Origin of the sequence: Curtobacterium sp. PhB137, assembly GCF_003814955.1 — a bacterium.
In the GTDB taxonomy this organism is placed as follows: Bacteria; Actinomycetota; Actinomycetes; order Actinomycetales; family Microbacteriaceae; genus Curtobacterium.
The window spans coordinates 442,895-455,834 of the sequence record NZ_RKQO01000007.1; the positions used below are offsets into that span (position 1 = coordinate 442,895).

Genomic DNA, 12,940 nt, shown 5'->3' on the forward strand with positions numbered 1-12,940 from the left:
GACCGCTGACTGCGGGCCGCTGACGATCAGCGCGTGGTGGCCCAGCGGAACTCGCGCTTCGCGGGCGGGGTGCGCGGGCCGTCGCCGGTCGACGTCGGTTCCTCGCCGGTCAGGACGATCCGGGTCTTGATGGCGATGAGCGCGAAGAGCACCCAGTTCCCCTGGTAGAGCAGCCGGGACTCCGCGACGGACTGCACGAGCAGCGCGACGACGACGAGCAGCGGCAGGAGCGACACCGGGTCGAACGTGCGCGGACGGAGTGCGGCGTCGTAGCCGATCCGGGTCGCGCACGCCCACGAGCGCGACAGCGTCGTGACGACGTACAGCAGGAACAGGACGAGGCCGATGATGCCGGTCTGCATCCAGACGTCGAGGTAGGCGTCGTGTGCCTGCAGGTACGTGACGCCCTTGCGGTGCGCCAGGTCGGCCAGGGTGGGGATGCCGGGCCACCAGTACCCGATCCAGCCCCAGCCGACGACGGCGTGCTGGTCGATCAGACCGAGCACCTTCGCCCAGATCTCGCCGCGGCCGGTCGCGTCCGATCCCTTGCCGAGCAGCTCCGAGACCGGGCCGCGCAGCACGAACGCCGCGCCGGCGACGACGACCGCGCCGACCGCGAGCAGCAGGTAGCGCGGGGTGCGTCGCTCGGTCGGGACGCGGCGCATCCACACGGCGACCAGGGCGACGACGGCGACGACCAGCGCGGCCGCGATGACCGTGGAGGACCGGGTGAGGACGAACCCGAGGGCGGCGACCACGAGCCAGCCGGTGGCCCGCTGCCGGCGCATCCGGCCCTCGGCGAGCTGCAGCACGACGACGATCGCGACGAGCAGCGCGACCATCGCGAGCAGGTTCGCGTTGCCCGGCAGGCCCTGGATGCGGCCACCGGTGAAGAGCTCGGCGCGTGAGAAGTAGAAGGCGTCCGGGATGTCGGCGTCGCCGTAGTCGGTCCAGATCGGCGCGATGGGGTGCCGCACGAACACCGCGACGACGGCCTCGAACAGGATCGAGAGCAGCAGCACCCAGCGGAGCGCGAGGCTGAGCGCGTCGAGGATCCGGCGCCAGGTCAGGGTGGACGCGATCGTGAAGGCCACGGCAGCGCAGATCACCTGCACGGTCAGGCTCGAGATCGTGGCGAACCGCCAGTGCGACCAGACGACGGACAGCAGGCACCACCCCAGGAAGGCCCAGAGCGGCCAGGGGGAGCGCACGAGCGGCGGCTTCGCCCGGACCAGGATCGTGATGCCCCAGGCGGCGACGAGCGCCCACAGGACGCCTGCTCCGACCCAGGTGAGGGTGTTCGGGACGGCGTCCCCGGCGAACAGCACGAAGATCGTGGTCGCACCGAAGGCGAACGCCTCGCGCTCGGGTACGGTCCCGCGTGCCAGCGGCCAGGTGTTCGTCACGACGTCAGGCTACCGGCGGCGGCGGGCCACCGGAGTCCCCGGATCCCGCCGGTAGGCTCTCGCCCATGTTCCTCGGCATCACGAACACCCCCCGCGACTACGCCTGGGGCTCGGTCACCGCGATCCCGGAGCTCCTCGGTCGCACCGTCACCGGCGCCCCGCAGGCAGAGCTCTGGCTCGGCGCCCACCCGGGCAGCCCGAGCGTGGTCGTCAACCCGGCGATGGTCGGCGGTGCCGACACACTGCTCGACTGGATCGCCGCCGAGCCGCAGGACGCCCTGGGCGGCGACCGCACCGGCCTGCCGTTCCTGCTGAAGGTGCTCGCAGCGGCGGCGCCGCTGTCGCTGCAGGCACACCCGACGCCGGAGCAGGCCGAGGCCGGCTTCGCGCGCGAGGAGCGCGAGGGCATCGCGATCGACGACCCGGCGCGCAACTACAAGGACCCGTTCCCGAAGCCCGAGCTCGTCGTCGCGCTGAGCGAGCGGTTCGAGGCCCTGAGCGGCTTCCGGCCGGTCGAGGAGACACTGGCCGAGGTCCGCGTGCTCGACGCCGGCAGCGGTCGGCTCGGCCCGCTCGAGGTGCACCTGCAGCACGGCCTCGAGGACACCGTGCGGTGGCTCGAGACGGCCGACGACTCCGCGCTCGCCGTCGTGCAGGCCGCGAGCGACCTCGCCGTCGCCCTCGACGACGACCTGCTCACCCCGAACACGGCGACGGTCCGCGACCTGGCGACGAGCTGGCCGGGCGACCCCGGCATCGTCGTCTCCCTGCTCATGCACCGGGTGACGCTCACCGCGGGGCAGGCGATGTACCTGCCCGCCGGCAACATCCACGCCTACCTGGACGGCCTCGGCATCGAGCTGATGGCACCGTCCGACAACGTGCTGCGCGGGGGACTGACGCCGAAGCACGTCGACGTCCCCGAACTCCTGCACGTGCTCGACTTCACGGCCTACCCGGCACCGGTCCTCGAGCCGGAGCGCCTGGCTCCCGGCGTGGACCGCTTCGCACCAGAGGGCGTCGGGTTCGCGCTGCTGCGGGTCGACGGCGACGGGCGACCGGTCGGCCTGAGCACCGGCGGGGTGGCTCCGCTGGCCGGCCCGTCGATCGCGATCTGCACCGAGGGCGTCGTGACGCTCGTCGGCGCGACGTCCGCCACGTTGCTCCGCAAGGGCGAGTCCTGCTTCATCACACCGGACGAGGGCGACGTCACGGTCGAGGCCGACTCGTCGAACGGCGTGACGTCCACGGTCTTCATCGCGACCGGCCGGTAGCGCGGAGCCGCACCGGCTGGCGCGGTCCCGCACACCGCGACCGGGGTGCGCCGTCCGTCCGCTAGCGTGGCGACCATGAGTTGGCTGGTCACCGGCGGTGCCGGGTACATCGGGTCCCACGTCGTCCGAGCACTGCGCTCGGCCGGCATCGACACGGTCGCGTTCGACGACCTCTCGAGCGGCTTCCGCGCGTTCGTGCCGGACGACGTGCCGTTCGTCGAGGGCACGATCCTGGACGGCGAGCTGGTCGCCCGCACCCTGCGCGAGCACGACGTCACCGGCGTGGTGCACGTCGCGGGCTTCAAGTACGCCGGCGTCTCGGTCGAGCGTCCGCTGCACACCTACGAGCAGAACGTCACCGGCATGGCGACGCTGCTCCGTGCGATGGCCGAGAACGGCGTCACGAAGGCCGTCTTCTCGTCGAGCGCCGCGGTCTACGGCACCCCGGACGTCGACGTCGTCGTGGAGTCGACCCCGAAGGCACCAGAGTCCCCGTACGGCGAGTCGAAGCTCATCGGCGAGTGGCTGCTGCGCGACATGGAGGTCGCCGCGGGCTTCACGACGACCTCGCTCCGCTACTTCAACGTCGTCGGCTCCGGCGAACCCGACCTGTACGACGCCAGCCCGCACAACCTGTTCCCGCTCGTGTTCGACGCCCTGCTGGCCGGCCGCACGCCGCGCATCAACGGTGACGACTACGCCACCGAGGACGGCACCTGCGTCCGTGACTACATCCACGTCGCCGACCTCGCGCACTCGCACGCCGTCGCGGCGCAGAAGCTCGAGGCGGGGGAGTCGCTCGAGCAGGCGTACAACCTCGGCAGCGGCGACGGTGTGAGCGTCCGGCAGATCATGGACGCCATGGCGAAGGGCACCGGGATCGCCTTCGACCCGGAGATCGCGCCCCGCCGCCCCGGCGACCCGGCGCGCATCGTGGCCACCGGCGAGGCCGCCACGCGCGACCTCGACTGGGCGATGCGCCACACCCTGGACGAGATGGTCACGAGTGCGTGGGAGGCCCGGCGCAGCGCCTCCTAGCGGCTGAGGACGTGTCAGTTGTCCCCCGAAACCCCGACAGACCGGGCGCGACACGCCCAGACGGGGGACATGACACGCCGAAGCGGTCAGTGCCTTCTATGATCCGCGACTTGACTCAGGCGAATGACACCGCTGTAATTACAGGCAACGACTTCAATCGTTGTGGTCCCGTTATCGAGACGTCAGGGGTGATCAGGGTGAACGGTTCCGACTTCCACGCCGGAGTTCCGGAGGACTGGCACGTCGACCCCGTGGCGCTCGGCGTCCCGGGTGTTCGACGGCCGGAGACGGACGACGAGGAGAACCCGCTCGCGTGGCAGGTCGACTCGTTGTGCGCACAGACCGACCCGGAGGCGTTCTTCCCCGAGAAGGGCGGCTCCACGCGCGAAGCGAAGAAGATCTGCACGTCGTGCGAGGTCCGGGCGCAGTGCCTCGAGTACGCGCTCGAGAACGACGAACGCTTCGGCATCTGGGGCGGCCTGTCCGAGCGCGAGCGTCGCAAGTTGCGCAAGCGGGCGTAGTCGCGGTCACGGCGCGCGCCCGGCGCACACCGTGCGGTCCCGAATCCTCGTCGCAGGCTCCTCGGCGCGACCTCGCACGGCGCTGGCGCGCCGTGACCGCTCGGCCGCGCAGGTTCACGGCGCGCCGCCGTCCGCAGCGGACGCCGTGCCTCCAGACCGTAGAGTGACGCCCGTCATGCAGCCCAGAGTCACCGCGATCCTCGTCGCCGCCAACGGAGCGGCCCACCTCGACCGGACCCTGGACGCACTCGCGGCCCAGACCCGCCACCCCGAGAACCTGGTGGTCGTCGACGTCGGATCGACCGACGGCTCCACCGCCGGCCTGTCCTTCGGCGGGTCCGCCGAGCTCCTGCGCCTGCCGGCCGGACGCCCCTTCGGCGAGGCCGTCGCCCGCGGGGAGCGCGAGGCCCCGCCCGCCGTCGTGGACGAGCCCGTCGACGAGTGGCTGTGGCTGCTCGGGCACGACAACGCGCCGTCGCCGACCGCACTCGCGGACCTGCTCTCCGCCGTCGAGATCGCGCCGTCCGTGGTCGTGGCCGGCCCGAAGCTCGCCGACGACGACGACCCCTCGCTCATCCGCGCGTTCGGCGAGAGCATGACGCGCTTCGGCCGATCGATCGGTCTCGTGCAGGACGAGCTCGACCAGGGCCAGCACGACCGGCACACCGACGTGCTCGGCGTCGCCGCCGGCGGCATGCTCGTGCGCCGCTCGGTGTGGACCGAGCTCGCCGGCTTCGACCCGGCGCTGCCCGACGTCGACGCCGCCCTCGACTTCTGCGTCCGGGTGCGCCTGGCCGGGCACCGCGTCGCCGTGGTCCCCGAGGCGAAGGTCACCACCGCCGGTCCGGTCGAGGAGTTCGGCCGCAAGCGCGTCTCCGAGGCCCGCCGTGTCCGCATGCACCGGCAGGCGCAGCTGCACCGCCGGATGACCTACGCGCCGGGCGGACTGCTCTGGCTGCACTGGCTCACCCTCGTCCCCTTCGCACTCGGCCGGGCGATCGGCCACCTCGTCGCCAAGCACCCCGCGGCCGTCGTCCCCGAGCTCGCCGCGGCGTTCGCGGTGGCCTTCGGCGGAGGCACCGGTCGGGCCCGCAGGAACCTCGCCCGCACGAAGAAGCTCGGTTGGGCCGCCGTCGAACCGCTCCGGGTCAGCTGGCGTCGGGTGCACGAGCACCGCACCACCTCGCGCGACGTCGAACTCGCCCGGGTCGAGGACGCCCCGATCGCGCGGGCGTCGTTCCTCGGCGACGGCGGGATCTGGGTCGTGCTGGCCGCGGCCGTCCTGAGCGTCGTCACGCTCTACCCCCTGCTCGGCTCACCGGCGCTGACCGGCGGTGGCCTGCTGCCCCTCAGCACGAGCGTCGGGCAGCTCTGGCAGAACGTCGGGTACGGCTGGCACTCGCTCGGCACCGGGTTCACCGGTCCGTCCGACCCGTTCGCCGCCGTGCTGGCGGTCCTCGGGTCGATCGTGTTCTGGTCGCCCTCGACGTCCGTCGTGCTCGTGATGCTCGTCGCGTTCCCGGTCTCCGCCCTCGGCGCCTGGTTCGCGGTCCGCAAGGTCACCACGCGCAAGTGGGTGCCGGTGATCGGTGCCGCGCTGTACGCCATCGCGCCCTCGCTCGTCGGCGCGGTCACGACGGGCCACCTCGGCGCCGTCATCGCGCACCTGGTGCTGCCGTGGCTGTTCGTCGCCGTGCTCGAGGCGCACCGCTCGTGGGCCTGGGCCTCTGGTGCCTCGCTGCTGTTCGCGGTCGTGGCGGCCTCGGCGCCGTCGTTGCTGCCGGTCCTGCTGATCGGGTGGCTCGTCGCGCTCGTCGTCGGGTGGCGCCGTGCACACCGTCGGGCCTTCATCCCGGTGCCGACCGCCGTGCTCTTCCTGCCGCTCGTCCTCGCCCAGGTCGCGCGCGGCAACGTCCTCGCCGTCTTCGCGGACCCCGGCGTCCCGTCCGCCACGCGCGCACCGTCCGCGCTGCAGCTGGCCATCGGTCAGCCGCTGCCGGACTGGAGCGGGTGGCTGCCCGCCACGTCCGGACTCGCAGCCGTCGGCACGTGGCTGCCGATCGTGATGGCCGTCCTGGCCGTCCCGATCGCCGCCGCGGCGATCGGCGCGATGCTCGGACACCGCTGGGCCGTCGCCGGCTCGGCGCTCGTCGTCGCACTGCTCGGGTTCGGCACCGCGTTCGCCGCCACCCACGTGACCGTCACCGGCGTCGGGTCGACCACCACCATCGTGTGGCCGGGCAGCGGGCTGTCGGTGTACTGGCTCGCGATCGTGGTCGCTGCCTGCATCGGGATCGACGTGCTGCCCAAGGCCGCCCCGGTCACGGGACTCGTCGCGACGGTGCTCGCCGGTGTCGCGGTGGCCCCCGCCTTCGCCGCGTTCTACCTCGGCAACGCCGCCATCCAGCCGACCACCGGCCGGGTGCTCAGCGCGTACGTGAACGCCGAGGCGCAGGCGAACCCCGACGTCGGCACGCTCGTCGTGGTGCCGCAGGACGACGGGTCGCTCGCGGTCGCGCTCGAACGCGGCCAGGGTGCCACCCTCGACGACCAGTCGACCCTCGACGCCACCGCCCTGCGGTTGAGCGAGTCCGGCGCCCGGCTCACGACGCTCGCCGGCAACCTGGCGAGCCGCAGCGGCTACGACCCCCGGCCGGCACTGCAGGAACTCGGCATCAGCTTCGTCCTGCTCGACGACGCCGGTGACGACCCCGAGGCGCAGACCGTGCACGACCGTGCCGCTGGCGCGATCGGGCAGAACGCGCTCTTCACGAGCATCGGTGAGACGACGAACGGCCAGCTGTTCCACTACGAGGGCGACGTCGACCGGACCACCACCGGGTCCGCCGCCGCCCGTGCCACGCACGTCCTGTACCTGGTCGTGCTCGGCGTGGTGTTCGGGGCGGCCGCCCTGCTCGCCGTGCCGACGGCCCCGCGCCGTCGCCGCGCCACCTCGAACGTCATCGAGGCCGAGGAACCCGCGACCACCTTCGACGAGGAGCGCGACGAATGAGCACCACCACCCGCTCCGTCCGACGCTGGGTCGTCCGCGGCACCGCGACCGCGATCGCCGTCGTCGTCGCTGCCGGCGCCGTCACGGCCGCGCACGCCTACGGCACCGCGGCCGAACCGGGTCGCCCGGCCGGCCGCACCGTCACCCCGGTGCCCGCCGACGCCGAGCGCGTCTGCGCCGGCAGCGCCCTGCGCCTGTCCGACGACTCCGGCAACGACGCCACCCAGGCGAGCACCGTCGGGTCGGCGACCGTGGCCACGGCGACGACCGGTTCGACCGTCGAGCGGACCTCGCTCGACCCGTCGTCCACCGGCGGCAGCGACCCGCGCCTGCTCACCGCCCCCGCGGGCGACACGACACCGCAGGTCGCGGGCAGCAGCTACCAGAGCGTCTCCAGCGGCGACCTGGTCGGTGCCGGCGCGGCGTCGTGCGACGATCCCTCGCAGTCGACCTGGCTCGTCGGCGGCTCGACCGAGACCGGGCGCACCAGCCTCGTCACCCTGTCGAACCCGACCGACGTGAACGCGACCGTCGACCTGGCGATCTACGACGGCACCGGCACGGTCAGCGCCCCCGGCACGACCGGCATCGTCGTCGCCCCGAACACCCAGAAGGTCGTCCCGCTGTCCGGCTTCGTGTCCGACCAGGGATCCACCGTCGTGCACGTGTCGTCCTCGGGCGGGCAGATCGTCGCCCACATGCAGGAGACCGTCGTCCGCACGCTGACCCCCGGTGGCTACGACATCGTCTCCGGCGGCGCCGCTCCCTCGCGGTCGCAGGTCATCCCCGGCGTCGTGCTCGCCGGCGCGCAGGAGGCACAGCGCGGTGACGACACGGCGGACGCTGCGCCCGTCGTCCGGCTGTTCGTCCCCGGTACCGAGTCGGCACGCGTCACGCTCGGCATCAGCACGGCGGACGGCGGCGGCACGACCGTGAACGCCACCGCCGAGCCCGGGGTCGTGACCGACGTCGCGCTCGACGACTTCCCGGACGGCCGCTACTCGTTCACCGTCACGTCGACGCAGCCCGTCGTCGCCGGTGCCCGCACGACCTCACCGACGGCCGACGGCAACAGCGACCTCGGCTGGTTCGCCTCGGCCGAGCCGCTGGGTGACCAGGTCATCACCGCGGTGGCACCGGGGGAGGGCGTCCGCATGAACTTCGTGAACCCGACGCGTGAGGACCGTGCGATCACGATCCGCTCCGGCGACGAGAAGCGCACCATCACGGTGCTGTCGGGTGCCACGGCCACCATGCCCGTGCAGACCGCGAAGCAGCTCTCGATCTCCGGCGCCGAAGGGGTCGTGGTGGGCGTGACCTACCGCGGGGACGACGGCATCGCCGGGTTCCCGGTCCGACCGTCCACCCAGGTGTCCACGCCGGTGCGCGTCTACCCCTGACGGTGACGTCGGTGCGGTGCCCCCGGGCGCCGCGTCGTCACCAGTGGCGGTAGCGGTCCGGCGCCAGGTCCCACGGGTCCTTGCCGATCAGCTCGCCGACGGCGCGGAACACGGCCGTCTCGATGATGATCCGCCGGTCCGCGTCGTCCTTCTCGGGGCTGCGGTTCACCCGCTCGACGGGGATCCGGAACACGGTGACCCTGCGGGTGTCGCGGTCGATGCGCCAGCGGGGCATCGCGTCGGGCAGGGTGGCGTCGGTCGGCATGTCGGCCACCTGGAACACCACGCCCGACAGCTCGTCGGGCCAGAGCCCGATCAGGTAGTGGGCACTGTCGCCGACGATGCGGTCGAAGGCCTCGGCGCGGGTGGTGATCGGTGCGAGCTCGGGACCGGTCACGCTCGACCGCCCGCCGCGTCCGTGCCGGGAGCGGCCTCGACCGCGGTCGACCGGAGTGACGAGGCGGGGCTTGCGACGCATCCCCACATCGTACGCGTGCCGTCGTCACTCCCGGTCGCTGCGGTCGCTCGTGCGCGCTCCGCTAGGCTCCCTGACGACATGGACGTGAGGATCTGCAGCAAGGTCGCGTGCGCCGCGAGCGCTTCGGCGACCCTGACCTACGACTACGGGGACTCCATGGTCGTCGTCGGGCCGCTCTCCACGCGGGTCGAACCGCACGGCTACGACCTCTGCGCCCGGCACGCGGCCGGCCTGCGCGTCCCGCGCGGCTGGCAGGTGGTGCGGCGCGAGCCGCTGCAGCGCGAGACCGACTGACGGCTCGCGTCCGCGACGCACCAGCGGTGGTGGACGGGAGGCCCGTGGAACGTGACCGACGTCGGCTGGGGACCCGCGCCTCCCGGCATGGAAGACTGATGGGCATGCCCACCGAAGCCCAGACCGCAGCACCGTACCGCGTCGCCGACCTCTCGCTCGCCGAGGCGGGCCGTCACCAGATCCGCCTCGCCGAGAACGAGATGCCGGGCCTGATGGCCCTGCGTGAGGAGTTCGGTGCGTCGCAGCCGCTGGCCGGCGCGCGCATCGCCGGTTCGCTGCACATGACGGTGCAGACGGCCGTCCTGATCGAGACGCTCGTCACCCTGGGTGCGCAGGTGCGGTGGGCGAGCTGCAACATCTTCTCGACGCAGGACGAAGCCGCCGCGGCGATCGCGGTCGGGCCGACCGGCACGCCGGACGCGCCAGCCGGCGTCCCCGTGTTCGCGTGGAAGGGCGAGACGCTCGAGGAGTACTGGTGGTGCACCAGCCGCATCTTCGACTGGACCGCCGAGGCCGCTGCCGTCGGAACCGAGTGGGCCGGTCCGAACCTGATCCTGGACGACGGCGGTGACGCCACCATGCTCGTGCACACCGGAGCCGACGCCGAAGCCGCTGGTGCTGCGCCGGTCGCCGGTGCCGATGCGAGTGCCGAGTGGAAGATCGTGCTCGACACCGTCGCGGCGTCGCTCGAGACGTCCTCCGACCGCTGGACCCGCATCGCCGCGGACATCGAGGGCGTCACCGAGGAGACCACCACGGGCGTGCACCGCCTGTACGAGCTGTCGCGCAACGGACAGCTGCGGTTCCCCGCGATCAACGTGAACGACTCCGTGACGAAGTCGAAGTTCGACAACAAGTACGGCATCCGCCACTCCCTGCCCGACGGTCTGAACCGTGCGACCGACGTCCTGATGGGCGGCAAGGTCGCGTTCGTGGTCGGCTACGGCGACGTCGGCAAGGGTGCGGCGGAGGCACTGCGCGGTCAGGGCGCCCGCGTCATCGTCAGCGAGGTCGACCCGATCTGCGCGCTGCAGGCCGCGATGGACGGCTACCAGGTGGCCCGTCTGGCCGATGTCATCGAGACCGTCGACATGGTCATCACGTGCACGGGCAACCTCGGCGTCGTGGGCGTCGACGAGATGCTCGGGCTGAAGCACCTGGCGATCGTCGCCAACGTCGGCCACTTCGACAACGAGATCGACATGGCCGGGCTCGAGTCCCTGCCGGGTGTGGAGAAGGTCGAGATCAAGCCGCAGGTGCACGAGTGGCGCCTGCCGACCGGCCGCTCGATCCTGGTGCTGTCCGAGGGGCGGCTGATGAACCTCGGCAACGCCACCGGGCACCCGTCGTTCGTGATGAGCAACTCGTTCACGAACCAGGTCCTGGCGCAGATCGAGCTGCACACCCGTCGTGACGAGTACCCGACCGGGGTCTACGTGCTGCCGAAGCACCTGGACGAGAAGGTCGCCCGACTGCACCTCGGCGCCCTCGGGGTGGAGTTGACGACGCTGCGCCCGGAGCAGGCGGCGTACATCGGTGTGCCGGTCGAGGGCCCCTTCAAGCCCGAGCACTACCGGTACTGAGGCGGGGCGCAGCGCGCTAGCGCGGGAAGCCCGGGGGCCGCGCCGTCGCCGACGCGCCCGCCTCGGTGAGCAACCCGACGCGGGAGCGCAGCGCCTGCACGTCCCGCCCACGGCGCAGCACGACGACCCCGGCGAGGAACACCTCGGCGGGCACCTGCGGCACCGGGTGGGCGAAGGGTGCGACGTCCGCGGCCAGCGCGCGGGCGGCGGACTCCCGGAGTTCGGGGCGCATCACGGCGGCCCCGCGGAAGAACGCGCCGAGCCGGTTCTCGAGTCGCTGCGGCAGCGCCGAGACGTCCGCGACCGTGGCCCAGGCCGTCAGCTCGGGTGGCAGCACCACCTGAGGGTCGCGCTGCTTCGGCAGCCGCTCGTGCTGCACGACGGTGCCGGCGAGCAGGTCCCCGAGGCGCCGCGGACGACTGCCGAACAACGCCACGAGCAGCGCCACCGACCCGAACGTCATCCACAGCTCGAACAGCCCGACGAGCGCGCGGGTGAACGCGTGCCGGAACCCGATCGCACCGCCGTCGACCCGGACGACCCGCGTGCCGACGGCGTACCGGCCGACGCTGCGGCCCCGGGTCACCGTCTCGACGGCGGCCGGCACCAGCACGAGCACGGCGACGAACAGGGCGATGCTCAGCGCGGCGCCCCACGCCTCGTCGAGGCCGCTCGGCCACAGCCGGGACACCCCGAACATGAGCAGCAGGTACAGGACGAGCAGGCACACCCCGTCGAGGAGCGCCGACGCCAACCGCAGGACGAGTCCGGCCGGCTGCACGTCGAGCGCGACCGCCTCGCCGACCACGAGCTCGTCGGCGGTCTCGTCCAGGGCGAGCGAGAACCGGGCATCGGCGAGGTCGCGCGGCGTGCGGGGCTTCGACATGGGATCATTCTGTCGGAAGTCGGCCGACACGAGGGGGAACACGTGGACCTGGACGCCTACGCCGAGGTGCACCGCGACCGGTGGCAGGAGCTCGACCGCCTCGCGCGCGCCCGGCACACCACCGGTGCCGACGTCGACCGGCTCGTCTCCGGCTACCAGGCCGCTGCGACGGACCTCGCCCGCATCCGCGGCGCCGCACCCCGCACCGCGACCGGCGACCGGCTGTCCCTCACGCTGTACCGCGCCCGCCTGCGCTTCACCGGCACCCCGGTCGACCCGCTCACTGCGGTCGCCCTGTTCTTCACCCGGCAGCTGCCCGCGGCGCTGTACCGGATCCGCTGGGTGACGATCTGGGTGGCGCTGGCCACCGTCGCGATCGGCGCGATCGTGGCCGTCTGGATCACGACGACACCGGGGGCGACGGCGACCTTCGGCACGCCGGAGGCGCTCCGCCAGTACGCCACGCAGGACTTCGTCGACTACTACTCCGACCACGGCCTCGGCGCGTTCACGGCGCAGGTCTGGACGAACAACGCCTACATCGCGGCCACCATGGTCGCGTTCGGCATCACGGGCGTCTTCGTGCCGTTCTCGATCATGCAGAACGCCGTCGGGCTGGGGGTCTCCGCGGCGATCATGCACTCGCAGGGCCGCCTGGGCGACTTCTTCCTCTACATCGCCCCGCACGGTCAGCTCGAGCTGTACTCGGTCTTCCTCGCCGGCGGGGCGGGCCTGATGATCTTCTGGTCGTGGGTCGCTCCGGGGCCGCACCGGACCCGCGCGCAGGCCCTCGCCGAGGACGGCCGTGCCCTCATCACGATCGCGGTCGGCCTGACGCTGACGCTGCTGCTGTCCGGCCTGGTCGAGGGCATCGTCACCCGTCAGGACTGGCCGTGGCCGGTCAAGATCGGCATCGGGACGATCGCCCTCGCTGCGGTCCTGGCGTACCAGTGGGTGCTCGGCGGTCGCGCGTACCGGGCCGGGGAGCGCGGCGACCTCGACGAGTTCGAGCGCGGCACGTCCGCCCTGGTCGCCGGGTAGGGTCCG

The 12,940-nt window shown here is 72.7% G+C and carries 11 protein-coding genes; 8 read left to right on the plus strand and 3 right to left on the minus strand.

The features are described 5' to 3' along the window. Positions 1–26: 26 nt before the first annotated feature. The gene (locus tag EDF28_RS14170; RefSeq protein WP_123938724.1) at positions 27–1,406 is read right to left on the minus strand and encodes an O-antigen ligase; all 1,380 of its coding nucleotides are present in this window, start codon (positions 1,404–1,406) and stop codon (positions 27–29) included. Between the two features lie 65 nt (positions 1,407–1,471). Between EDF28_RS14170 and manA the strand changes: the two genes are divergently transcribed. The 5 genes from manA (at position 1,472) to EDF28_RS14195 (ending at position 8,652) form a co-directional block, all read left to right on the plus strand. Then, positions 1,472–2,680 carry a mannose-6-phosphate isomerase, class I gene (gene manA, locus EDF28_RS14175; RefSeq protein ID WP_123938725.1) on the plus strand — a complete coding sequence of 403 codons (1,209 nt, stop codon included), beginning with the start codon at positions 1,472–1,474 and terminating at the stop codon, positions 2,678–2,680. A gap of 75 nt (positions 2,681–2,755) precedes the next feature. Then, positions 2,756–3,718 carry a UDP-glucose 4-epimerase GalE gene (gene galE, locus EDF28_RS14180; protein WP_123292353.1) on the plus strand — a complete coding sequence of 321 codons (963 nt, stop codon included), beginning with the start codon at positions 2,756–2,758 and terminating at the stop codon, positions 3,716–3,718. A gap of 188 nt (positions 3,719–3,906) precedes the next feature. After that, positions 3,907–4,239: a WhiB family transcriptional regulator gene (locus tag EDF28_RS14185; RefSeq protein WP_374114433.1), complete on the plus strand. Its 333-nt coding sequence runs from the start codon at positions 3,907–3,909 to the stop codon at positions 4,237–4,239. A gap of 175 nt (positions 4,240–4,414) precedes the next feature. Continuing rightward, positions 4,415–7,252: a glycosyltransferase family 2 protein gene (locus tag EDF28_RS14190; protein WP_123938726.1), complete on the plus strand. Its 2,838-nt coding sequence runs from the start codon at positions 4,415–4,417 to the stop codon at positions 7,250–7,252. Further along, positions 7,249–8,652, plus strand: coding sequence for a DUF5719 family protein (locus EDF28_RS14195; protein WP_123938727.1), 1,404 nt, complete (start codon positions 7,249–7,251; stop codon positions 8,650–8,652). Before EDF28_RS14190 ends, EDF28_RS14195 begins: the two co-directional genes overlap by 4 nt. 37 nt (positions 8,653–8,689) lie before the next feature. Here EDF28_RS14195 and EDF28_RS14200 read toward each other — a convergent pair whose 3' ends face one another. Continuing rightward, positions 8,690–9,130: a metallopeptidase family protein gene (locus tag EDF28_RS14200; RefSeq protein WP_123938728.1), complete on the minus strand. Its 441-nt coding sequence runs from the start codon at positions 9,128–9,130 to the stop codon at positions 8,690–8,692. A 78-nt stretch (positions 9,131–9,208) separates the two neighbouring features. Between EDF28_RS14200 and EDF28_RS14205 the strand changes: the two genes are divergently transcribed. Beyond that, entirely contained in the window at positions 9,209–9,424 is a 216-nt protein-coding gene (locus tag EDF28_RS14205; RefSeq protein ID WP_111085977.1) for a DUF3499 family protein, read from the plus strand. 104 nt (positions 9,425–9,528) lie between these two features. Next, a complete protein-coding gene (gene ahcY / locus EDF28_RS14210; RefSeq protein ID WP_123938729.1) occupies positions 9,529–11,007 on the plus strand; it encodes an adenosylhomocysteinase in 1,479 nt (492 codons plus the stop codon). Positions 11,008–11,023: 16 nt separating this feature from the next. On the opposite strand, the gene EDF28_RS14215 is transcribed toward ahcY, so the two are convergent. Continuing rightward, positions 11,024–11,893, minus strand: coding sequence for an RDD family protein (locus tag EDF28_RS14215; protein ID WP_123938730.1), 870 nt, complete (start codon positions 11,891–11,893; stop codon positions 11,024–11,026). A 42-nt stretch (positions 11,894–11,935) separates the two neighbouring features. Between EDF28_RS14215 and EDF28_RS14220 the strand changes: the two genes are divergently transcribed. Further along, positions 11,936–12,934 carry a stage II sporulation protein M gene (locus EDF28_RS14220; RefSeq protein WP_123938731.1) on the plus strand — a complete coding sequence of 333 codons (999 nt, stop codon included), beginning with the start codon at positions 11,936–11,938 and terminating at the stop codon, positions 12,932–12,934. Positions 12,935–12,940 lie beyond the last annotated feature (6 nt).